Source organism: Streptomyces sp. NPDC031111 (assembly GCF_055570675.1).
Genome location: NZ_JBVIGS010000003.1, coordinates 351,699 through 373,772 on the forward strand (window position 1 = coordinate 351,699; position 22,074 = coordinate 373,772).

General features: G+C 72.8%; 25 protein-coding genes. 20 read left to right on the plus strand and 5 right to left on the minus strand.

Annotated elements, in window-relative coordinates:
- Nucleotides 1-3: 3 nt before the first annotated feature.
- Genes ACZ470_RS08720 through ACZ470_RS08740 form a run of 5 tightly spaced genes read left to right on the plus strand, consistent with a single transcriptional unit; the run spans nt 4 to nt 6,439 of the window.
- On the plus strand, nt 4-1,968 hold the full coding sequence (locus ACZ470_RS08720; protein WP_468425722.1) for a prolyl oligopeptidase family serine peptidase: 1,965 nt from the start codon (nt 4-6) through the stop codon (nt 1,966-1,968).
- Nucleotides 1,965-2,897 carry a S66 peptidase family protein gene (locus tag ACZ470_RS08725; RefSeq protein WP_468425724.1) on the plus strand — a complete coding sequence of 311 codons (933 nt, stop codon included), beginning with the start codon at nt 1,965-1,967 and terminating at the stop codon, nt 2,895-2,897. The genes ACZ470_RS08720 and ACZ470_RS08725 overlap by 4 nt, the downstream gene beginning before the upstream one ends.
- A 55-nt stretch (nt 2,898-2,952) precedes the next feature.
- Entirely contained in the window at nt 2,953-3,507 is a 555-nt protein-coding gene (locus tag ACZ470_RS08730) for a GNAT family N-acetyltransferase (protein ID WP_468425726.1), read from the plus strand.
- A 33-nt stretch (nt 3,508-3,540) separates the two neighbouring features.
- Entirely contained in the window at nt 3,541-4,440 is a 900-nt protein-coding gene (locus ACZ470_RS08735) for an arginase family protein (RefSeq protein ID WP_468425728.1), read from the plus strand.
- A gap of 40 nt (nt 4,441-4,480) precedes the next feature.
- The gene (locus tag ACZ470_RS08740) at nt 4,481-6,439 is read left to right on the plus strand and encodes a DUF5107 domain-containing protein (protein ID WP_468425729.1); all 1,959 of its coding nucleotides are present in this window, start codon (nt 4,481-4,483) and stop codon (nt 6,437-6,439) included.
- 7 nt (nt 6,440-6,446) lie between these two features.
- Here the strand turns inward: ACZ470_RS08740 and ACZ470_RS08745 are convergent, their stop codons facing one another.
- Nucleotides 6,447-6,794 carry a VOC family protein gene (locus ACZ470_RS08745; protein WP_468425731.1) on the minus strand — a complete coding sequence of 116 codons (348 nt, stop codon included), beginning with the start codon at nt 6,792-6,794 and terminating at the stop codon, nt 6,447-6,449.
- Nucleotides 6,795-6,903: 109 nt separating this feature from the next.
- Here ACZ470_RS08745 and ACZ470_RS08750 point away from each other — a divergent pair, with 109 nt between their 5' ends.
- Entirely contained in the window at nt 6,904-7,311 is a 408-nt protein-coding gene (locus ACZ470_RS08750) for a phage holin family protein (RefSeq protein ID WP_468425733.1), read from the plus strand.
- 14 nt (nt 7,312-7,325) lie between these two features.
- Here the strand turns inward: ACZ470_RS08750 and ACZ470_RS08755 are convergent, their stop codons facing one another.
- Complete coding sequence (locus ACZ470_RS08755) at nt 7,326-8,417, minus strand: enolase C-terminal domain-like protein (protein WP_468425735.1); 1,092 nt, start codon at nt 8,415-8,417, stop codon at nt 7,326-7,328.
- 20 nt (nt 8,418-8,437) lie between these two features.
- Nucleotides 8,438-9,400: an LLM class F420-dependent oxidoreductase gene (locus tag ACZ470_RS08760; RefSeq protein WP_468425737.1), complete on the minus strand. Its 963-nt coding sequence runs from the start codon at nt 9,398-9,400 to the stop codon at nt 8,438-8,440.
- Nucleotides 9,401-9,543: 143 nt separating this feature from the next.
- Between ACZ470_RS08760 and ACZ470_RS08765 the strand changes: the two genes are divergently transcribed.
- From ACZ470_RS08765 to ACZ470_RS08825, 13 genes are all read left to right on the plus strand, one after another.
- Nucleotides 9,544-11,124 carry an NAD(P)/FAD-dependent oxidoreductase gene (locus ACZ470_RS08765; RefSeq protein WP_468425739.1) on the plus strand — a complete coding sequence of 527 codons (1,581 nt, stop codon included), beginning with the start codon at nt 9,544-9,546 and terminating at the stop codon, nt 11,122-11,124.
- Entirely contained in the window at nt 11,121-12,977 is a 1,857-nt protein-coding gene (locus tag ACZ470_RS08770) for a transketolase (RefSeq protein ID WP_468425740.1), read from the plus strand. The genes ACZ470_RS08765 and ACZ470_RS08770 overlap by 4 nt, the downstream gene beginning before the upstream one ends.
- Nucleotides 12,974-13,900, plus strand: coding sequence for a non-homologous end-joining DNA ligase (ligD, locus tag ACZ470_RS08775; protein WP_468425742.1), 927 nt, complete (start codon nt 12,974-12,976; stop codon nt 13,898-13,900). The genes ACZ470_RS08770 and ligD overlap by 4 nt, the downstream gene beginning before the upstream one ends.
- Nucleotides 13,901-13,970: 70 nt before the next feature.
- The gene (locus ACZ470_RS08780; protein ID WP_468425744.1) at nt 13,971-14,336 is read left to right on the plus strand and encodes a gas vesicle protein GvpO; all 366 of its coding nucleotides are present in this window, start codon (nt 13,971-13,973) and stop codon (nt 14,334-14,336) included.
- 47 nt (nt 14,337-14,383) lie between these two features.
- Nucleotides 14,384-14,824, plus strand: coding sequence for a gas vesicle structural protein GvpA (locus ACZ470_RS08785; protein WP_468425746.1), 441 nt, complete (start codon nt 14,384-14,386; stop codon nt 14,822-14,824).
- On the plus strand, nt 14,821-15,594 hold the full coding sequence (locus ACZ470_RS08790) for a GvpL/GvpF family gas vesicle protein (RefSeq protein WP_468425748.1): 774 nt from the start codon (nt 14,821-14,823) through the stop codon (nt 15,592-15,594). Before ACZ470_RS08785 ends, ACZ470_RS08790 begins: the two co-directional genes overlap by 4 nt.
- A gap of 4 nt (nt 15,595-15,598) precedes the next feature.
- Nucleotides 15,599-15,865 (plus strand): gas vesicle protein GvpG, encoded by a 267-nt coding sequence (locus ACZ470_RS08795; protein WP_468425750.1) that lies wholly within the window; start codon nt 15,599-15,601, stop codon nt 15,863-15,865.
- Nucleotides 15,862-16,449: a DNA primase gene (locus ACZ470_RS08800; RefSeq protein ID WP_468425752.1), complete on the plus strand. Its 588-nt coding sequence runs from the start codon at nt 15,862-15,864 to the stop codon at nt 16,447-16,449. The genes ACZ470_RS08795 and ACZ470_RS08800 overlap by 4 nt, the downstream gene beginning before the upstream one ends.
- On the plus strand, nt 16,446-17,591 hold the full coding sequence (locus tag ACZ470_RS08805) for an SRPBCC family protein (RefSeq protein WP_468425753.1): 1,146 nt from the start codon (nt 16,446-16,448) through the stop codon (nt 17,589-17,591). Before ACZ470_RS08800 ends, ACZ470_RS08805 begins: the two co-directional genes overlap by 4 nt.
- Entirely contained in the window at nt 17,588-17,923 is a 336-nt protein-coding gene (locus ACZ470_RS08810) for a gas vesicle protein (protein WP_468425754.1), read from the plus strand. Before ACZ470_RS08805 ends, ACZ470_RS08810 begins: the two co-directional genes overlap by 4 nt.
- Nucleotides 17,920-18,699, plus strand: coding sequence for a GvpL/GvpF family gas vesicle protein (locus tag ACZ470_RS08815; protein WP_468425755.1), 780 nt, complete (start codon nt 17,920-17,922; stop codon nt 18,697-18,699). The genes ACZ470_RS08810 and ACZ470_RS08815 overlap by 4 nt, the downstream gene beginning before the upstream one ends.
- Nucleotides 18,696-18,884 (plus strand): gas vesicle protein, encoded by a 189-nt coding sequence (locus ACZ470_RS08820; RefSeq protein ID WP_468425757.1) that lies wholly within the window; start codon nt 18,696-18,698, stop codon nt 18,882-18,884. Before ACZ470_RS08815 ends, ACZ470_RS08820 begins: the two co-directional genes overlap by 4 nt.
- Nucleotides 18,881-19,201 carry a gas vesicle protein K gene (locus tag ACZ470_RS08825; RefSeq protein WP_468425759.1) on the plus strand — a complete coding sequence of 107 codons (321 nt, stop codon included), beginning with the start codon at nt 18,881-18,883 and terminating at the stop codon, nt 19,199-19,201. The genes ACZ470_RS08820 and ACZ470_RS08825 overlap by 4 nt, the downstream gene beginning before the upstream one ends.
- 46 nt (nt 19,202-19,247) lie before the next feature.
- On the opposite strand, the gene ACZ470_RS08830 is transcribed toward ACZ470_RS08825, so the two are convergent.
- Both ACZ470_RS08830 and ACZ470_RS08835 read right to left on the minus strand, forming a co-directional pair.
- Nucleotides 19,248-19,418, minus strand: coding sequence for a hydrophobic protein (locus tag ACZ470_RS08830; RefSeq protein ID WP_073931265.1), 171 nt, complete (start codon nt 19,416-19,418; stop codon nt 19,248-19,250).
- Nucleotides 19,419-19,460: 42 nt separating this feature from the next.
- Complete coding sequence (locus tag ACZ470_RS08835) at nt 19,461-20,282, minus strand: class I SAM-dependent methyltransferase (protein WP_468425761.1); 822 nt, start codon at nt 20,280-20,282, stop codon at nt 19,461-19,463.
- Nucleotides 20,283-20,421: 139 nt separating this feature from the next.
- Here ACZ470_RS08835 and ACZ470_RS08840 point away from each other — a divergent pair, with 139 nt between their 5' ends.
- Complete coding sequence (locus ACZ470_RS08840; protein ID WP_468425763.1) at nt 20,422-22,044, plus strand: ABC-F family ATP-binding cassette domain-containing protein; 1,623 nt, start codon at nt 20,422-20,424, stop codon at nt 22,042-22,044.
- Nucleotides 22,045-22,074: the final 30 nt, after the last annotated feature.

Here is a 22,074-nt window from a genome sequence, read left to right on the forward strand (position 1 = left end):
CGAATGGGGGAGACAGTGCAGATCCTGCCGTACGGCGAGTGGCCCTCGCCCGTCGACGCCGCCACGGCCGCGGCCCACGACGGCGGCCCCGAGTTCGCGGGCTTCGTCGGGGACGAGGTGTGGTGGACCGAGCCCCGGCCCACCGAGGCGGGCCGGCGCACCCTGGTGCGGCGGCACGCCGACGGCACCGAGCGGTCCGTCCTGCCCGCGCCGTGGAACGTGCGCACCCGGGTCATCGAGTACGGCGGCCGGCCCTGGGCCGGGACCGTCCGGGACGACGGCCCGCTCGTGGTGTTCGTGAACTTCGCCGACCAGCGCCTGTACCGGTACGAGCCGGGCGCTGAGCCCCGCCCGCTCACCCCGGTGTCGCCGGTCGGGCAGGGCCTGCGCTGGGCCGAGCCGGTGCTGCTGCCGGAGCGTGGCGAGGTGTGGTGCGTCCTGGAGGAGTTCACCGGTGACGGCCCCAGCGATGTGCGCCGCGTCCTGGCCGCCGTACCGCTGAACGGCTCCGCCGCCGACGACCGGGACGCCGTGCGTGAACTGAGCGACGGACGGCACCGGTTCGTCACCGGTCCGCGCCTCTCGCCGGACGGGCGGCGCGCCGCCTGGCTCGGCTGGGACCACCCGCGCATGCCGTGGGACGGCACCGAACTGGTCGTCGCCGACGTCACCGCCGACGGCACCCTGGGCGACGCCCGCACCGTGGCCGGCGGACCCGAGGAGTCCGTCGCCCAGGCCGACTGGACCCACGACGGCCGGCTGCTGTACGCGAGCGACCGCACCGGCTGGTGGAACCTCTACCGCGACGGGGAGCCCGTCTGCCCCCGCGAGGAGGAGTTCGGCGGACCGCTGTGGAAGCTGGGCCACCGCTGGTTCGCCCCGCTGGAGAGCGGACTGATCGCCGTCCTGCACGGCCGGGGCGCACCCGTGCTCGGCGTGCTCGACCCCGAGACCGGCGAGGTGGTCGACGCCGTCGGCCACTGGACCGAGTTCACGCCCACCCTCGCGGCACACGGCGAGCGGGTCGTCGCCGTCGGGGCCGGACCGCGCAGCGCCCACGAGGTGGTGGAGCTGGACACCCGGACGGGCCACGCCCGGGTGATCGGCGCCCCCCACCAGGACGCGGTGGACCCGGCGTACTACCCCGAGCCACGGGTCCGCACGTTCACCGGACCGGGCGGCAGGGAGATCCACGCCCAGGTGTACCCGCCGCACAACCCCGGGTGCACCGGCCCCGCGGACGAGCGTCCCCCGTACGTGATCTGGGCGCACGGCGGCCCCACCGGCCGGGTGCCGCTCGTACTGGACCTGGAGATCGCCTACTTCACCTCGCGCGGCATCGGCGTCGCCGAGGTCAACTACGGCGGCTCCACCGGCTACGGGCGGGAGTACCGCCACCGGCTGCGGGGACAGTGGGGCGTGGTCGACGTCGAGGACTGCGCCGCCGTCGCGCTGGCCCTCGCCGACGAGGGCACCGCCGACCGCGACCGGCTCGCCGTCCGGGGCGGCAGCGCGGGCGGCTGGACCACGGCCGCCTCGCTCACCACGACCGACGTCTACGCCTGCGGCACCATCATCTACCCGGTGCTCGACCTCGCCGGCTGGGGCACGGGCGAGACCCACGACTTCGAGTCCCAGTACCTGGAGACCCTGATCGGCCCGCGTGCCGAGGTCCCCGAGCGGTACACCGGTCGCTCGCCCGTGGAACACGCCGACCGGGTCTCCGTCCCCTTCCTGATGCTCCAGGGGCTGGACGACGTGATCTGCCCGCCCGCGCAGTGCGAGCGGTTCCTGGCCCGACTGGCCGGCCGGGGCGTGCCGCACGCCTATCTCACCTTCGAGGGCGAGGGGCACGGCTTCCGGCGGGCGGAGACGATGGTCCGCGCCCTGGAGGCGGAACTCTCCCTGTACGCCCAGGTGTTCGGCATGAAACCGCCGGGCGTCCCGACGCTGGAGCTGGGCACGTGAGCCGGACGGAACCACTGCGACGGCCCGCCCGGCTGGCCCCCGGCGCCCGGGTGGCCGTCGTCGCGCCCAGCGGCCCGGTGCCCGAGGAGCGGCTCCAGGCCGGTCTCGACGTGCTGCGCGGCTGGGACCTCGACCCGGTGGCGGCGCCCCATGTCCTCGACCGGCACGGCGAGTTCGGCTACCTCGCCGGAAGCGACGCCGACCGGGCCGCCGACCTCCAGTCCGCCTGGTGCGACCCGTCCGTCGACGCGGTGATCTGCGCCCGCGGCGGCTACGGCGTGCAGCGCATGGTCGACCTGCTCGACTGGGAGGCGATGCGGGCGGCCGGACCGAAGGTGTTCGTCGGATTCAGCGACATCACCGCGCTGCACGAGGCGTTCGCGGTCCGGCTCGGCCTCGTCACCCTGCACGGGCCGATGGCGGCCGGCGTCGACTTCGTGAAGAGCTTCCGGGCGCAGGACCATCTCAAGGCCACCCTCCTCGCCCCGGAAACCGTCCGCACCATCCGCTCCGACGGCACCGCGCTCGCCCCCGGGCGGGCGCGCGGGGTCACCCTCGGCGGCTGTCTCTCGCTGCTCGCCGCCGACCTCGGCACCCCGCACGCCAGACCCTCCGCGCGCGGCGGGCTGCTGTGTCTGGAGGACGTGGGGGAGGAGACCTACCGCCTCGACCGCTACCTCACCCAACTGCTGCGATCCGGCTGGCTGGACGGTGTCTCGGGGCTGCTGCTCGGCTCCTGGGCCCAGTGTGAGCCGTACGACGGGGTGCGGGCGCTGCTCGCCGACCGGCTCGGCGGCCTCGGGGTGCCGGTGGCCGAGCAGTTCGGGTTCGGTCACTGCGACGACGCGCTCACCGTTCCGTTCGGCGTCGCGGCCGAACTCGACGCCGACGCGGGCACGCTGACGCTGGACGAACCGGCCCTGGACTGAGCCGCCGCCGGACCGCGGCGAGCGGGGGCCGCCGGGCCCGTCGTAGGGTGGCAGGGTGCCGAACACCGCTTCCCGCTACCTCACCGAAGGCCGCCGCGTGGGGCTCCGTCACTTCACCCACGCGGACGCCGCCGAGTTCACCGCCCGGGTCCGGGAGAGCAAGGACCTGCACCACCCCTGGCTGTTCCCGCCGGACAGCCAGGGGGCGTACGCCGCGTACGCGGGTCGGCTGATCGAGGACCCCACCAAGGCCGGTTTCCTGGTCTGCGAGAAGGACGCGGACGGCGCCCTCGCCGGATTCATCAACATCAACAACATCGTCGAGGGCGGCTTCCTGTCCGGTGCGCTGGGCTATGGGGCCTTCGCGCACGCGGCGGGGCGCGGGCTGATGCGTGAAGGGCTGGACCTCGTGGTGCGGTACGCCTTCGGGCCGATGCGGCTGCACCGGCTGGAGATCAACGTGCAGCCCGGCAACGCCGCCTCCATCGCCCTGGCCCGCGCCTGCGGATTCCGTCTGGAGGGCTTCTCGCCGAAGATGCTCTTCATCGACGGGGCCTGGCGCGACCACGAACGCTGGGCGATCACCAGCGAGATGACGGCTGGTCGTTGAATACCGAACTCCTCGTGGGCGAGGATGATCCGCATGCGGAACATCGTCGTGGTGGACGCCCCTTCCAACCTGGGCCTGCGTCCGCCCGCCCCCGGCACCGTGCCCGGCTGCCACAAGCTCGCCGGCGCACTGCGTGAACAGCGGATCGTACAGCGGCTGAAGGCCTTCGAGGGCGGGGTGGTGGTGCCTCCGCGCTACGACCGCGGGGACTGGCAGGAGGGCGACGGCGTCTTCAACGCGACCGCCCTCGCGTCCTACACCCGCAAGCTCGCCGACCGGGTGGAACACCATGTGCGCGCCGGTGATCTCCTCGTCGTCCTCGGCGGCGACTGCTCCATCCAGCTCGGCGCGTCGCTCGCGCTGCGCCGGATCGGACGGTATGGGCTGGTCGCCGTGGACGCCTCCCCGGACTTCCGGCACCCCGGCAACTCCGACCGCGTCGGCGCGGCCGGCGGCGAGGAGGTCGCCCTGGCCACCGGGCGCGGCCAGGAGGACCTCACCGACCTGGAGGGGCTCAGGCCCTATCTGCGCGACGAGGACGTGCGGTTCCTCGGCGTCCGCGACTACTTCGAGGAGGAGCGCGCCGAACTCGCCGCCCTGAAGATCCCCGTCGTCACCGTCGGCGACCTGCGCGAATGGGGCGCCGACACGCTCGCCCGCGCCACCGCCCAGTCCTATGCCGCACCCGGACTCGACGGCTTCTGGGTGCACCTCGACGCCGACGTCCTCGACCCGACCGTCATGCCCGCCGTCGACAGCCCCGACCCGGACGGCCTGCACCACGACGAACTCCTCGCGGTGCTCCGCCCGTTGCTCACCTCCCCGCACTGCGTGGGGCTCACCGTCACCATCTACGACCCCGACCTCGACCCCGACGCGACGGCCGGGGCGCTCCTCACCGACACCGTCGTGTCCGCCTTCGCGCGAACCTGACCCGTGCTGCCCCTGTTCAGCGGCGCCCGGGGCGGCTTCCATGGAGATCGTGACGACGATCCGACGTGAGGTACTGACGCTGCCCGCCGCACGGTTGGGCCCCGACAACCCGCTGCCCGCACTGCGGCCCCTCGACGAGATGCACCGTATCGAGGACCGCGACAAGGAGGATCTGCCGCGCGACATGGCCCGGCAGATCGGCTACGCGCCCCTGCGCGGTCTGCTGCCCGTCCCCGTCCGCGACGGCTACGACCGGGCGCGCGAACCCCGCTCCCTCGACACCCTCGTGATCGAGAACGACCGGCTGCGCGCCACCGTGCTGCCCGCCCTCGGCGGCCGGATCGCCTCCCTCGTCCACAAGCCCACCGGCCGCGAACTCCTCTACCGCAACCCGGTGTTCCAGCCCGCCAACTTCGCCCTCAACGGTGCCTGGTTCTCCGGCGGCATCGAATGGAACATCGGCGCCACCGGCCACACCACCCTGTCCTGCTCACCCGTGCACGCCGCCCTCGTCCCCGCCCCCGACGGCGGCGAGATGCTGCGCCTGTGGGAGTGGGAGCGACTGCGCGACCTGCCCTTCCAGGTCGACCTGTGGCTCCCGGACGGCTCCGACTTCCTGTACGTCGGCGTCCGGATCCGCAACCCGCACGAGAAGCCCGTGCCGACGTACTGGTGGTCCAACATCGCCGTCCCCGAGGAGTGCCGCGTCCTCGCCCCGGCGGAGGAGGCGTGGCACTTCGGCTACGAGCGGCGACTGCGCCGGGTGCCCGTCCCCGAGTACGACGGGATCGACCGCACCTACCCGCCCCACAGCACCTACGCCGCCGACTACTTCTACGAGGTCCCGCCGGAGCGCAGGCGCTGGATCGCCGCGCTGGACGCCGACGGCCACGGCCTCGTGCAGACCTCCACCGACGTGCTGCGCGGCCGCAAGCTGTTCGTATGGGGCCGGGGTCCCGGCGGGCGGAGCTGGCAGCAGTGGCTCACCGAGCCCGGCACCGGCGGCTACTGCGAGATCCAGGCCGGGCTGGCCCGCACCCAGTTGGAACACGTCCGGCTGGAGGCCGAGAGCGAGGTGTCCTGGCTGGAGGCGTACGGACCGTTCACCGCTCCGCCGGAGGGGGAGTGGAACGGCGTACTGGACGAGGCGGAGACCCGGCTCGAAGCGGTCCTGCCCCGCGCCGACGTCGACGCCGCGTACGCCGCCTGGAAGCCGTACGCCGACACCGAGCCCGGCGAGCGGCTCGCGACCGGCTCCGGCTGGGGCGCGCTCGAAGTACTGCGGGCCGGCTGGAAGCTGCCCGGCACCCCCTTCGACGAGAGCACCCTGGGCGAGGTGCAGGCACCCTGGCTGCACCTGCTGCGCGCCGGTTCCTTCCCCGAGCCGCCCGGCGCCCGGCCGCCCGGCGGGACGCTCGTCGCCCGGCACTGGCGGGACATGCTGGAGACCGCGCCCGCGACCCCGCTCACCGAGTACCACCTGGGCGTCGCCCAGTGGCACGCCGGCGACCGGGCGCAGGCGGAGCGCAGTTGGGAGCGGGGACTGCGGCACACGCCGTCCGCGTGGCCGGCGCTGCGCTGTCTCGCCGTCGCCGACCAGGAGGCCCACAACTCCGAGCGCGCCGCCGACCGTTACGCGCGGGCCTTCGACGACCTGTGCCGCGAGGCCGGCGAGGAGGAGGGCCGGTGGACCGCCGTCACCGCGGCGCTCGGCCGGGAGGCGATCGAGGCGCTGCTCGCCGTGGGGCGCACCCGCGAGGCCCGGTCCGTGTGGGACCGGCTGGAGCCCGCGACCCGGGCCTGGGGCCGGTTCCGTCTGGTCGAGGCGGGGCTGCTGCTCGCCGAGGGGCGGCGCGAGGAGGCCCGCGCCGTGTTCGAGGCGGGCTTCGAGGTCGCCGACCTGCGGGAGGGGGACGAGGTCGTCGGACGCCTGTGGAACGGGCTCACCGGTGAACCGCTGCCCGAGCGGTACGACTTCCGGATGCGGCCCACGCCGTGACCGCGCGTCAGGAGCGGCGGTCCGCGTACTCGTAGACCGCCCCGTCCGGGTGCCGCGCGATCAGATTGCGGCCGACCGGTGTGGGGAGGGGACCCGCGAGGATGTCGGCGCCCATCTCCGCGAGCACCTGGCGGGTCTCCTCGACGTCCTTGACCGCGATGGTCGCGGCGACCCTGCGCAGCACGTCCAGTTCGGCCGCGGGACCGCTCATCAGCAGGAAGCAGCCCACCGCCGCGACCTGGACGCCGCCCCGCTCGAACCGGAGCGCGCTGCCACCCGCCAGCCGCTCGTAGAAGGGGATGGCGGTCTCGATGTCGTCGACGCAGACACGCAGTGTGGCACCCAGAATCTCCATGGGGACGAGCCTAGTTGGGGAGGCCCGGGCCGGGGGTCCGGCGCCGGTGATCTTCACACCCCGCGCCCGCGGGCGTTACGCGCCCCGGGGCCCCGGGTACCCGGCCGCCATGCAGCGCTTGGAGCACATGGAGCATCCGGAAAAGCACCTGGCCGACGAACTGGCGCGGGTGGCGCGTGAGGCCGTGCGCGACGAACTGCGCGCACAGGCACGGGGACAGCGCCGCAGGGCCGCCCTGTACGCCGGCTCCGGGGCCGCCGCCCTGTACGCGGGCGCGGCCGTCGCGCTGGCCGTGGGTCTCGCCCTCGCCCTGGTCCTGCCGGGCTGGGCCGCCGCGTTGATCACGGCCGTGATCCTGGGCGCCGTGGCCTACGTCCTGCGCGCCGCGGCCCGGCCCACGGCGTCCGGCACCGCGCCCGTCCCGCCGGTGCCGTCCGCCCCGCCCACCGTCGGCGTCGTACCGCCGCGGCCGGAGTCCGACCCCGAGGACCCCGAGGCACCCCGCCACCGGGACTGACCGGTCGCGCGGGGTCAGCCGACCCTGTACTCCGCGATGTCCTCCGTCCGCAGCGTCAGACCGTGGCCGAGACCTCCGACCGGGCTGACCGTGCCGTCCGTGGGGTCCAGGGCGCCGTCGAAGAACATGTCCTCGAGCCGGACGTGGTCGTGGAACCACTCCACGTGCCGCAGGTTCGGGATCGTGGCCGCGACCGCCGCGTGGACGTGCGGGGCGCCGTGCGCGGACACCTCCAGACCGTGGGCCTCCGCCAGCGACGCCGCGTGCAGGAACCCGGTCAGCCCGCCGCAGCGCGTCGCGTCCACCTGGAGGCAGTCCACCGCCCCGGACGTGATCAGCCGCGCGAAGTGCGGCAGGTCGGACCCGTCCTCTCCGGCGGTCACATCGCTCACCACGTGGTCGCGGACCAGCCGCAGTCCGGTGAGGTCGTCCGAGGACACCGGCTCCTCGAACCAGCCCACCCCGTACTCGGCGAGGGCGTGGCCGACCCGCACGGCCTGCTTGCGGGTGTACGCCCCGTCGGCGTCGACGTAGAGCTCGGCGTGCTCGCCGATGACGTGCCGGGCGGCCCGCACCCGGTGCAGGTCGCGGGTCACCTCCCGCCCCCAGCCCTCACCGATCTTGATCTTCACACGCGGGATCCGCTGTCCGTGCACCCAGCCGTTGAGCTGCGCCGCCATGTGGGTGTCGTGGTACGTCGTGAAGCCTCCGCTGCCGTACACCGGCACCCGCTCCCGGCGCGCCCCCAGCAACCGCAGCAGCGGCAGTTCCAGCAGCCGGGCCTTGAGGTCCCACAGGGCGATGTCCAGCGCCGAGATCGCGCGGGCCGCGATGCCCTCCCGGCCCGCGCCGCGCACCGAGCGGTACATGACCTCGTGCACGGCCGGGATGTCCAGCGCGCTCCTGCCCTCCACGAGGGGTGCGAGATGCCCGCTCAGGAAGTCGCCGACCGCCGGCGGGCCGTACGTCCAGCCGGTGCCGGTCGCGTCGCCCGCCGACACCTCGACGATCACCACGGTCGTGGAGTCCCAGATCAGCGTGCCGTCCGCCTCGGGGGCGTCGGTCGGCACGGTGTAGACGGAGACGCCGGGTCGGTGCAGTCTCATCGTCGGTCCGCCTCCCGCGGTCAGCCGGCCTGCTGGAGCTGCGGCAGCACCTTCGTACGGTAGAAGTCGAAGAAGCCGCGCAGATCGGGGCCGATCTGGTTGACGTAGACCCGGTCGAAGCCCGCGTCGGCGAACCGCCGCAGTTCGGCGACGTGCTCGTCCACGTCGTCGCCGCAGACCCGGCCGTCCCGCACCATGTCCTCGGTGACCAGGGTCTGCGCCTGCTCGAAGTGCCTCGGCGACGGCAGCACCTGGCCCAGTTCGCCGGGCAGCTGCTCGTTCGCCCAGAGCCGGTGCACGGTACGTACGCACTCGTCGCGGTCGGTGCCGTAGCAGACCTTGGTGCCGCCGCTGACCGGCTTCCCGCCGCCCCCGCCCTTGCGGTACTGCTCCACCATCGGGGCGTCCGGCATCATCGTGATGTAGCCGTCGCCGACCCGGGCCGCCAGCTTGGTCGCCGCCGGTCCGAAGCCCGAGATGTCGATCGGGACCGGCTCGTCGGGCAGCGTGTACAGGCGGGCGTTCTCGACCGTGTAGTGCGTCCCGTGGTGGTTGACCTCCTCGCCGGAGAACAGCCGGCGCATCACCTGGATGGCCTCCTCCAGCATCTCGAGCCGTACGTGCGCGGGCGGCCAGGCGTCCCCGAGGATGTGCTCGTTGAGCGCCTCGCCCGTGCCCACCCCCAGCCGGAACGTACCCTGCGACATCACCGCGCTCGTGGCCGCCGCCTGGGCCACCACCGCCGGATGCGTCCGCACGGTCGGGCAGGTCACGGCCGTCCCCACCGGCAGCGACACCGCCTCCGACAGCGCGCCGATCACCGACCACACGAACGGGCTCTGCCCCTGTTCGTCGTTCCACGGGTGGTAGTGGTCCGAGATCCACAGGGCCTGGAAGCCGGCCTGCTCGGCCATCCGCGCCTGCTCGATCAGCTCGGCGGGACCGTACTGCTCGCACGAGAGGAAATAGCCGTACTCGGGCATGGGGGGTTGCCTCCGCGACATGGGCGGTTCGGGTCGCGGACCGGGTACCCGGGGGGCCGGGCGGCAACCGGAGGACGTTTGGCGGCCCCGACCAGGGGGACGCGGAAGTCTCCCGACGTCCGCGACAGCGCCGGAGGCGAACCGTGAGTCGACCCCGCATTGTGATCGTCGGTGCCGGCTTCGCCGGTTACCGCACGGCGCACACCCTCTCCAGGCTGGCCCGTGGCCGCGCCGAGATCGTCCTGCTCAACCCCACCGACTACTTCCTGTACCTGCCCCTGCTGCCCCAGGTCGCCGCCGGCATCCTGGAACCCCGCCGGGTCACGGTCTCCCTCTCCCACACGCTGCCGCACGTGAAGCTGGTGCTGGGGGAGTCCGACCGCATCGACCTCGACGCCCGGCAGGTGCACTACACCGGCCCGGAGGGCGACGGCGGCACCCTCTCCTACGACCGGCTGGTGCTCGCGGCCGGCAGCGTCAACAAGCTGCTGCCGATCCCCGGTGTCGCCGAGCACGCGCACGGCTTCCGCGGGCTGCCCGAGGCGCTGTACCTGCGCGACCACGTGACCCGGCAGGTGGAGCTCGCCACCGCCACCGACGATCCCAAGCGGTGCGCCGCGCGCTGCACCTTCGTCGTGGTCGGCGCCGGCTACACCGGCACCGAAGTCGCCGCGCACGGGCAGCTGTTCACCGACGCGCAGGTCAGCAAGCACCCCATGCGGACCGGGATGCGGCCCCGCTGGATGCTGCTCGACATCGCCGACCGGGTCCTGCCCGAGCTGGACGAACGGCTCTCCCGCACTGCCGACACCGTGCTGCGGGAGCGGGGCGTGGACGTGCGGATGGGCACCTCCGTGAAGGAGGCCACGCACGAGGGAGTGCTGCTGACCGACGGGGAGTTCGTCGACACGCACACCCTGGTGTGGTGCGTGGGCGTACGCCCCGACCCGCTCGCCGAGTCGCTCGGGCTGCCCATGGAACGCGGCCGGCTGCTCGTCGACCCGCACCTGCAAGTACCCGGCCGGCCGGAGGTGTTCGCCTGCGGCGACGCGGCCGCGGTGCCCGATCTGGAGAAGCCGGGTCAGTACACGCCGATGACGGCGCAGCACGCCTGGCGGCAGGGCAAGGTGTGCGGGCACAACGTCGCCGCGTCGTTCGGCGAGGGGGAGCGACGTGCCTACCGGCACAAGGACATGGGGTTCGTGGTGGACCTGGGCGGCGTCAAGGCCGCCGCCAACCCGCTCGGCGTCAACCTGTCCGGGGTGGCGGCGGGAGCGGTCACCCGTGGCTACCACCTCGCGGCGATGCCCGGAAACCGGGTGCGGGTCGCGGCCGACTGGCTGCTCGACGCCGTACTGCCGCGTCAGGCGGTCCAGTTGGGTCTCGTACGGTCCTGGTCGGTGCCGCTGGACACGGCGTCGCCGGAACTGGCGCGGGTACCGGGCAAGCCGGGGCGGGAGCGGGCGCCGGGGGACGGCACCGAGCCGTCGGCGTCTGCCCGGCAGGGCGCGGAGCCGGCGAAGAACCAGCCCGGTGGTGAGGCCGCGAAGAAGCAGCCGGGTGGTGAGGCCGCGAAGAAGCAGCCGGGCGGTGAGCCCGCGAAGAAGCAGCCCGCGAAGGGCCGGCCCACCGTCACTCCGCCACCCGACCAGCCGCCGCCCGGTCCCGACGTCGCGCCCGGCCCCGTCAGGCGTACCGACCGACCCTCCGAAGGAGACTCATGAACACCGGTGAACTCGTCGAGCTCGGACAGCAGTTGCGCGTGGACAGTGTCCGCGCCGCGGCCGCCGCGGGCTCCGGGCACCCCACGTCGTCGATGTCCGCGGCGGACCTGATGGCCGTGCTGTTCGCCCGCCACCTCCGCTACGACTTCGAGCGCCCCGACCACCCGGGCAACGACCGCTTCGTCCTCTCCAAGGGGCACGCGTCGCCCCTGATGTACGCCCTCTACAAGGCGGCCGGGGCCATCGACGACGAGGAACTGCTCACCTTCCGCAAGAACGGCAGCCGCCTCGAAGGCCACCCCACCCCCCGGCGACTGCCCTGGATCGAGACGGCCACCGGCTCGCTCGGCCAGGGCTTCCCCGTCGGCGCCGGCATCGCGATGGCGGGGAAGCGGCTGGACCACGCCGACTACCGGGTGTGGGTGCTGTGCGGCGACAGCGAACTGGCCGAGGGCTCGGTGTGGGAGGCCGCCGAGCACGCCGCGTACGAGCACCTGGACAACCTCACGCTGATCGTGGACGTCAACCGGCTCGGGCAGCGCGGCCCCACCCGCCACGGCCACGACCTGGACGCCTACGCCCGCCGCTTCCAGGCCTTCGGCTGGCACACCGTCGAGGTGGACGGCCACGACGTGGACGCCGTCGACCGCGCCTACGGGGAGGCCCTCTCCACCAAGGGCCAGCCCACCGCGATCCTCGCCCGCACCCTCAAGGGCAAGGGCGTCGAGGCGGTCCAGGACCGCGAGGGCCTGCACGGCAAGCCGCTGCCCGAGGCCGACGAGGCGATCGCCGAACTCGGCGGCCCCCGCGATCTGCGCATCCGGGTCGAGCCGCCGGCCGCCCCCGGAACCGCCGGTACATCGTTCCCCGGGCACACCGGACGGCCCGACCTGCCCCGCTGGGACAAGGGCGAGGAGGTGGCCACCCGCAACGCGTTCGGTGAGGCGCTGGCCGCCCTCGGCACCGCGCGCCGTGACGTCGTGGCCCTGGACGGGGAGGTCGGCGACTCCACCCGCGCGGAGGCCTTCGCCAAGGCACACCCCGAGCGCTACTTCGAGTGCTACATCGCCGAGCAGCAGATGGTCGCCGCGGCCGTCGGCATGGCGGCGCGCGGCTGGGTGCCGTACGCCGCGACCTTCGCCGCCTTCCTCACCCGCGCCCACGACTTCATCCGCATGGCGTCGGTCAGCGGCTCCGGCATCGCCCTCGTCGGCTCGCACGCGGGCGTCGCCATCGGTCAGGACGGCCCCAGCCAGATGGGCCTGGAGGACCTGGCGATGATGCGCGCGGTGCACGGCTCGACCGTGCTGTACCCGTGCGACGCCAACCAGACCGCGCGGCTCGTCGCCGCGATGGCCGACCTCGACGGCATCCGCTATCTGCGCACCTCGCGCGGTGCGAGCCAGGTGATCTACGGCCCCGACGAGGAGTTCCCCGTCGGCGGCAGCAAGGTGCTGCGCTCCTCCGACCGCGACCGGCTCACCCTCGTCGCGGCGGGCGTCACCGTCCCGGAGGCGCTGGCCGCCGCCGACGCCCTGGAGGGCGAGGGCATCGCCGCACGGGTGATCGACCTGTACTCGGTGAAGCCGGTCGACCGGGAGACGCTGCGCACGGCCGCCGAGGAGACCGGCTGCCTGGTGACGGTCGAGGACCACCACCCCGAGGGCGGCCTCGGGGACGCGGTCGCGGAGGCCTTCGCCGACGGGCGCCCCGTACCGCGTCTGGTGCGGCTGGGGGTGCGGGACATGCCCGGCTCGGCCTCCCCCGGGGAGCAGCTGCACGCCGCGGGCATCGACGCCGAGTCGATCGCGGCGGCCGGCCGGCTGCTGGTGGGGGAGGCGGTCGTGTCGTGAGCGACGACGGGTCGCGCACCGTACGGGCCGGCCGTCGCTCCGTGGAGATCCGCCGGCCGGACAAGGTCCTCTTCCCCGGCGGCGGGGACGCGGGGGAGTACACCAAGGGCGACCTCGTCGACTACCACAGGGCCGTCGCCCCGTTCATGCTGCCGCATCTGAGGGGCCGCCCGCTGATGCTGGACCGCCGCCCGGACGGCATCGACGGGCCGGCCTTCATGCAGAAGAACACCCCGGACGCCTATCCGGACTGGATCACCCGGGCCGAGGTCGCGAAGGAGGGCGGCACCGTCACGCACACCGTGTGCGACGACACCGCCACCCTCCTCTATCTCGTCGACCAGGCGAGCATCACGCTGCACCGCTGGCTGTCCCGCACCGACCGGGTGCACCGGCCGGACCGGCTGGTGTTCGACCTCGACCCCCCGGGCGACGACTTCGAGGCCGTGCGGGAGGCGGCGCGGCCGCTGGGAGAGCTGCTCGACCGGCTGAACCTGCCCTCCGGGCTGATGACCACCGGCTCCCGGGGCCTGCACGTGGTCGTGCCGCTGAGCGGCGACGACGACTTCGACGACGTACGCGCCTTCGCCCGCGAGGTCGCCGACGTCCTCGCCGCCGCCCACCCCGACCGGCTCACCACCGCCGCCCGCAAGAAGGACCGCGGCGACCGGCTCTACCTCGACATCCAGCGCAACGCCTACGCGCAGACCGCCGTCGCCCCCTACACCGTCCGCGCCCTGCCCGGCGCCCCCGTCGCCACGCCCCTCGCCTGGGACGGGCTCGACGACCCGGAGCTGCACGCCCGCCGCTGGACCGTCGCCGACGCCGTCGAGCAGGCACGCACCGACCCGTGGGCGGACCTGCCGCGCCGGGGACGCGCGCTCGGGCCGGCCCGCCGTCGACTGGCCGCGCTGCGCGGCTGAAAGGCCCCGTGTGGCAACTCGGTGAATGTGTAGAGGTTTGGCGAACACGCTTGCGGCCACACGGGAGGAGATGTCGAACACGAGGAAAACCGAGGAGCCACAGGGTTCACAGGGGACCCAGGACTCACAGGAATCCCGCGAGCCCGACGACACCGAAGCCACCGAACGGCCGAGCCCGATGGCGCTGCTGAAGCAGGCGCGCGGACAGCTCGCGGAGCTCACCGGGATGGAAGCCGAGTCCGTGTCGTCCTTCGAGCGGACGGAGGAGGGGTGGGCGCTGGAGGTCGAGGTCCTCGAACTCGAGCGTGTGCCCGACACGATGAGCCTGATGGCGAGTTACCAGGTCGAGCTGGACCCCGAGGGGCAGCTCACCGGCTACCGCCGCGTCCGTCGCTACGAACGCGGGCGGGCCGACCCCCGGCCCGGCGGCCGCTAGGCCCCGGCCGCACCCACACCACCCACGGAGAAGGAGGAACAACCGGCATGACAGTCGTACCGGCACAACAGACCGGCGGCGGAGGCGGCAGCAGTGGCCTCTACGACGTGCTCGAGCTCGTTCTGGACAGGGGGCTCGTCATCGACGCCTTCGTGCGCGTATCCCTGGTCGGTATCGAAATACTCAAGATCGACGTTCGAGTCGTCGTCGCCAGCGTCGACACGTATCTCCGCTTCGCCGAGGCGTGCAACCGCCTCGACCTGGAGGCCGGACCCCGCAAGAGCCCGGGCCTGCCCGAGATCGTCGGCGAGGTCACCGAGTCCGGCGCCCGCGGCAAGTCCAAGGGGGCGCTGTCCGGCGCCGCCGAAACCGTCTCCGACGCGTTCAGGCAGGCGCGTGAGGGCGGCTCCGAGCGTGAGCGCGAGACCGAGTCGCGTCCGCGGCCCCGCAAGAGCACGTCGGCCCGCCGGAAGGAGGAACAGGAGTGAGCACCTACATCTACGGCATCACCGCGACCTCGCACCCGGGCCTCCCCGAGGGCATGGGCGGCGTCGGTGATCCGCCGCTGCCGGTGCGCGTCCTGCGCGAGGGCGACCTGGCGGCCGTGGTCAGCGACGCCCCCGAGGACCTGCGCCCCAAGCGCAGGGAGCTCCTCGCCCACCAGAACGTGCTCAGCGAGGCCGGCGCCGCGGGCTGTGTGCTGCCCATGCGCTTCGGCAGCGTCGCGCCGGACGACGACGCCGTCACCGGTGTCCTCGCCGAGCGCGCCGAGCACTACGCGGAACGGCTGCGGGCGCTGGACGACCGGGTCGAGTACAACGTCAAGGCCAACCACGTCGAGGACGCCGTCCTGCACCACGTCATGGCCGGCAACCCGGAGATCCGCGCCCTCGCCGAGGCCAACCGGCAGGCCGGTGGCGGCAGTTACGAGCAGAAGCTCCAGCTCGGCGAGATGGTCGCCGCCGCGGTCAAGGGCAAGGAGGCCGAGGACGCCGTTGCGCTGGAGCGGGCCCTGGAGCCGGCCGCCGACGCGGTGAGCGTGGGCCCCGAGTCCACGGGCTGGCTCGCCAATGTGTCGTACCTGGTCAGGCGGGAGACGGCGGAGGAGTTCCTGGCCGCGGTGGAGCAGGCCCGCAAGGACATGCCCCACCTGGAGGTGCGGCTGAACGGCCCGCTGCCGCCGTACAGCTTCGTCGAGCCCGGCCCGGCCGAGCCGGCGGGCACCGCGGCGGGCGGGACGGACACCGGAGCGGGGTGACGACATGGGACTGATCTCGGAGGTCCTGCTGCTGCCGTTCGCCCCGGTGCGCGGCAGCCGCTGGGCCATCCAGCAGGTGCTGCGGGAGGCGGAGCGCATCTACTACGACCCCGCCACGGTACGCGCCGAACTGGCCCGGCTGGAGGAGCGGCTGGAGGCCGGAGAGATCTCCGAGGAGGAGTTCGACCGGCAGGAGGACGAACTCCTCGACCGGTTGGAGACCGCGATGCGCACAGGAACGGCTACAGGGGACGGGACGGCACCACGATGAATCGAACGGCACTGGGCCTCGCGATCGGGGCCGGATACCTCCTCGGCCGGACCAAGAAGCTGAAGATGGCGATGGCCGTCGGCGGACTGGTGGCCGGCAAGAAGCTGAATCTCAGTCCGCGCATGGTCGGTGACCTGGTGTCCCGGCAGCTGCGGGACAACCCTCAGTTCAAGGAGCTCGGCGACCAGGTGCGCGGTGATCTGCGCGGCGTCGGCAAGGCGGCCTCCGGGGCGCTGGTCGAGCGGCAGCTCGACTCCCTCGCCGACCGGCTGCACGGCCGTACCGCCGAGATGCGGGACCGGCTGACGGGCGCCGAGCCGGAGGAGCCGGCCGACGCGGACGCCGGGGAGCACGCCGAGGAGGCGGAGGACGACGACCGGGAGCCGCGGGAGGAGCCGGCCCCCGAGCCCGAGCGTCCGGTGAAGAAGGCCGCGGCCAAGAAGGCACCGGCGAAGAAGGCCGCCCCCGCCAAGAAGGCCGCGGCCAAGAAGACGGCTCCCGCCAAGAAGACCGCCGCCAAGAAGACCGCGGCGGCCTCCCGGGACGCCCGCTCCCGTACCTCGAAGGGAGGCGGTGAACGATGACCGAGACCCTCGGACGGGCCGGCTCCGCCGCGGGCGACGGCGCGAGCCGGGCGGCGGCAAGCAGCCCGCTCGCCGACGTGGCCCACAGCGAGGCGGCCGACCGGCTCAAGGCCGAACTCCAGGACTACCTCGCGGCCCAGGCCACCCGCCTGCTGACCGGCCTCGGCCAGAAGCTGGGCGAGACCACCAACAAGCTCAACGACATCGCCGAGGGCAACAGCCCCGGCTTCGCCAAGCTGGCCCTCGACGGCGGACGCAAGATAGCCGAGGGCAAGAGCCCCCTGCGCAGCGCCGTCGAACTCGGCGCCTCACGGGCCAAGGACGATGTGATGGGCGCACTCAAGGGCCTGGGCGGCGGCGGCAAGGACAAGCGCAAGACCTCGGCGGGCGGCAAGCCCACCGTCATCATGGAGTACATCGACGTCGGGGTCCCGCTGCGCACGGCCTACGACCAGTGGACCCAGTTCCAGGACTTCAGCACCTTCGCCAAGGGCGTCACGAGCGCCGACAAGTCCGACGACACCACCTCGGACTGGCGTCTGAAGGTCCTCTGGTCCAACCGCAGCTGGAAGGCCGCGACCACCGAGCAGGTCGCCGACGACCGGATCGCCTGGTCCTCGGAGGGCGCCAAGGGCACGACGAAGGGCGTCGTCTCCTTCCACCGCCTGGACGACAACCTCACCCGCGTGCTGCTGGTCATGGAGTACTACCCCTCGGGCTTCTTCGAGAAGACCGGCAACATCTGGCGCGCCCAGGGCCGCCGTGCCCGGCTCGACCTGAAGAACTTCGCCCGTTTCATCACCCTCAAGGGCGAGGCCGAGGACGGCTGGCGGGGCGAGATCCGCGACGGCGAGGTGGTCCGCAGCCACGAGGACGCCCTTGCCGAGGAGGAGAGCGAGACCTCCGAGGACGAGTACGACGAGGAGCCCGGGGGCGAGGACGAGTCCGGCACGGAACCCGAGGAGGAGTACGAGCCGGAGGACGAGGAAGAGGACGTCGAGGAGGACGAGGACGACGAGGAGGGCGGCGAACCCGAGGCGTCCGACGAGTCCGAGGACGTCTACGAGGAGGACGAGTACCCGGAGGACGAGTACGAGGACGAGTACGAGGAAGAGGAGCCCGAGAGCCGGAGCCGCCGATGACCACCCCCAGCCGGCTCCCCGAGCCCTACGGCCAGGGAAGCGGCGCCAACCTCGCCGACATCCTGGAGCGGGTGCTCGACAAGGGAGTCGTGATCGCGGGCGACATCCGCATCAACCTGCTGGACATCGAGCTGCTCACCATCAAGCTGCGTCTCGTGGTCGCCTCCGTCGACAAGGCGAAGGAGATGGGGATCGACTGGTGGGAGTCCGACCCGGCGTTGTCCTCCCGCGCCCGCCGCGACGAGCTGACGCGGGAGAACGCCGAGTTGCGTGAGCGGCTGGCCCGGCTCCAGGAGCTGGAACCCCGTCACGAACGGGAGGAGAGCCCGTGACCGGACTGCGGTACGTCTACGCGGTCTGCCGTCCCTTCGGCACGCCGCTCCAGTCCCAGCTGACCGGGGTCGCGGGCGATCCGCCCCGGCTGGTGCCCCACCACGGCCTGGTCGCGGTCGTCAGCCATGTCCCCGAGGCGGACTTCGGCGAGGAGCCGCTGCGCTCCCATCTCGAGGACCTCGACTGGCTGACCGCGGTCGCCCGCGCCCACCAGGGCGTGATCGACGCGCTCACCACCGTCACCACCCCGCTGCCGCTGCGCCTCGGCACCGTGTTCCGCGACGACAGCGGCGTACGGTCCATGATCGAGGCGCGCGAGGAGAGCTTCCTGCGCACGCTGGACCGGCTGGAGGGCCGGGTCGAGTGGGGCGTCAAGGTCTACGTCGAATCGGAACCGGTACCGGAGGCGCCCGCCGGGCCCGCGCCGAAGCCGGCGTCCGGCCGGGACTATCTGCGCCGGCGGCGCATGGAGACGAAATCACAGGACGACCTGTGGCAACGGGCCGAGACGTTCGCCACCCAGCTGCACGAGACGCTTTCCGCGTCCGCCGAGGACTCCCGGCTGCACGCACCGCAGAATCCCACGCTCTCCGGCGCCGCCGGGCGCAATGTGCTCAACGCCGCCTATCTCGTGCCGCGGGTGAAATCCGAGGAATTCGTGGAACAGGTGGACCTGACCAAGGACGGGATTCCCGGAATACGTGTCGAACTCACCGGCCCCTGGGCGGCCTATTCGTTCGCGGGTGAGGAAACCGCCGAGGAGGAGGGGCCGTGACCGTCGTCGAACGCCGCGAGATAGCCCTGGTGGATCTGCTCGACCGGCTGCTGGCCGGCGGAGTCGTCATCAAGGGCGACATCACGCTGCGCATCGCGGACGTCGACCTGGTCCGCATCGATCTCAGCGCGCTCATCAGCTCCGTGAACGCGCGGGTCCCCTCGCCCTTCGAGGAGCCGCGGTGACGGCCGGCCCGGACGGCGGACACGTCGAGCCGCACGGCAGTCGGCGCGGGCGGCTGGACCTGGAGCCGGACACGGTCGAACGCGACCTGATCAAGCTGGTGCTCACCGTCGTGGAACTGCTCCGCCAGCTCATGGAGCGCCAGGCGCTGCGCCGTTTCGACGAGGGGGATCTGACCGAGGAGCAGGAGGAGAGGGTCGGGCTCACCCTCATGCTGCTCGAGGACCGCATGGAGGAACTGCGGGACCGCTACGGACTGCGGCCCGAGGACCTGAACCTGGACCTCGGGCCGCTCGGACCGCTGCTTCCCCGGGACTGAGCCCCGGAGAATTCCCCGGGACCGGGTCCCGGGGAATTTCCTCACCTCACCACCGGTACCAGCGGCCCCTGCCCCCGCCCGCCGACGTGCTGCGCATGAAGAATCCCAGCAGCCATACGATCAGAACCGCCAGGGCGATCCACCAGAGGACCTTTACCGCGAATCCGGCACCGAAAAGGATCAGCGCCAGCAGCAGAACAAGAAGAATGGGAACCATAATGTCAACCTCCTGACATTCTGATTGCCCGGGAATCGCGATTCAGACTTCCTTGCGGCAGAGAATTTCGCCGTGCAGCACCGTGAACCAGCCGTCGTCCCGTGTGCCCCATTCCCGCCACGCCCCGGCCACCTGCCGCAGTCGCTCGCGCGTGGCGTGCCCGCCGTCGACCGCCCGCTCGGCGTAGGACGACGCCACCGTGCGGTCCGCCCACAGACCGCTCCACCAGGCCCGCTCCTCGGGGGTCGAGAAGGTCCAGGTGCCGGAGGTCGCGGTGACGTCCGCGCAGCCGGCGGCGAGCGCCCAGGACTTCAGCCGCCGCCCGGCGTCGGGCTCGCCCCCGTTGGCGCGGGCCACCCGCCGGTAGAGGTCCAGCCAGTCGTCCAGGCCCGGCGAGAGGGGGTACCAGGTCATCGCCGCGTAGTCCGAGTCCCGTACGGCGACGAACCCGCCCGGCCTGGTCACCCGCAGCATCTCCCGCAGCGCCCGCACCGGGTCCCCCACGTGCTGGAGCACCTGATGGGCGTGGACGACGCAGAACGTGTCGTCCGGGAAGTCCAGCGCGTGCACGTCCCCGACCGCGAAGTCGGTGTTCGTCAGCCCCCGTTCGCCGGCCACCGCCCGGGCCCGCTCCAGGATGCCCGGCTCCCGGTCGAGACCGGTGACACGACCGTCGGGGACGAGTTCCGCCAGGTCGGCGGTGATGGTGCCGGGCCCGCACCCGATGTCCAGGATCCGCATATGGGGCTTCAGGACCCCGAGGAGGTACGCCGCCGAGTTCTCGGCGGTCCGCCAGGTGTGCGACCGCAGCACCGACTCGTGGTGCCCATGTGTGTAGACGGCGGTCTCCCGCGCTTCCGGCATGCCGAGTCCACCCCTTCCACTCTCGTAGGAGATCACTCACGCTACGCGCACCGGCCGAATGATGAGACCGGCGTTTCACATCCTGGTACGCCGGAAACCCGTTTGCCACCCGCGTCGACGGCCCCGCAGAATCCCCACCATGGGTCACCTGGAAGCCGCGCACCTCGAGTACTACCTCCCCGACGGGAGGGCGCTCCTGGGCGATGTGTCCTTCCGGGTGGGGGAGGGGGCCGTCGTGGCCCTCGTCGGACCCAACGGCGCGGGCAAGACCACCCTGCTCCGGCTCCTCGCCGGCGAACTGAAGCCGCACGGCGGATCCGTCACCGTCTCCGGCGGCCTCGGCGTCATGCGCCAGTTCGTCGGCTCCGTACGGGACGGGACGACCGTGCGCGACCTGCTGGTGTCCGTGGCGCCGCCCAGGATCCGCGAGGCCGCCCGCTCCGTCGACGCCGCCGAGCACGGCATCATGACGGTCGACGACGAGGCCGCCCAGCTGGCGTACGCGCAGGCCCTCGCCGACTGGGCCGAGGCGCGCGGGTACGAGGCCGAGACACTCTGGGACATCTGCACCACGGCCGCGCTGGGCGTGCCGTACGAGAAGGCGCAGTGGCGCGAGGTCCGCACGCTCTCCGGAGGCGAACAGAAACGCCTGGTGCTGGAGGCCCTCCTGCGCGGCAACGACGAGGTGCTGCTGCTCGACGAGCCGGACAACTACCTCGACGTCCCCGGCAAGCGCTGGCTGGAGGAACGGCTCGCCGAGACCCGCAAGACCGTCCTCTTCGTCTCCCACGACCGCGAACTCCTGGCCCGCGCCGCCGAGAAGATCGTCTCCATCGAACCGGGGCCCGCCGGCGCCGACGCCTGGGTGCACGGCGGCGGCTTCGCCACCTTCCACCAGGCCCGGAGCGAACGCTTCGCCCGCTTCGAGGAACTGCGCCGCCGCTGGGACGAGAAGCACGCCCAGCTGAAGAAGCTCGTCCTGACACTGCGCCAGGCCGCCGAGAACAGCCCGGACATGGCGTCCCGCTACCGCGCCGCCCAGACCAGGCTGCGCAAGTTCGAGGAGGCCGGGCCGCCGCCCGAACCCCCGCGCGAGCAGGACATCAGGATGCGCCTCAAGGGCGGCCGTACCGGCGTCCGCGCCGTCACCTGCGAGCGGCTCGAACTCACCGGTCTGATGAAACCCTTCGACCTGGAGGTCTTCTACGGCGAACGCGTCGCCGTCCTCGGCTCCAACGGCTCCGGCAAGTCGCACTTCCTGCGGCTGCTCGCCGGTGACGACGTGGCGCACACCGGGAACTGGAGACTCGGCGCGCGGGTGCTGCCCGGACACTTCGCGCAGACCCACGCCCACCCCGAGCTGGAGGGCCGCACCCTCCTGGACATCCTGTGGACCGAGCACTCCCAGGACCGGGGCGCCGCCATGTCCCGCCTGCGCCGCTACGAGCTGACCCTCCAGGCCGAGCAGACCTTCGACCGGCTCTCCGGCGGCCAGCAGGCCCGCTTCCAGATCCTGCTGCTGGAACTCCAGGGCGTCACGGCCCTGCTCCTCGACGAGCCGACCGACAACCTCGACCTGGAATCGGCCGAAGCCCTCCAGGAAGGCCTGGAGGGCTTCGAGGGCACGGTGCTGGCCGTCACCCACGACCGTTGGTTCGCCCGCTCCTTCGACCGGTTCCTGGTCTTCGGCAGCGACGGCAAGGTGAGGGAGACACCCGAACCGGTGTGGGACGAACGCCGGGTGGAACGAGCGCGCCCCTAGGAACGCCCGTAGGAACGCCCGTAGGACCGC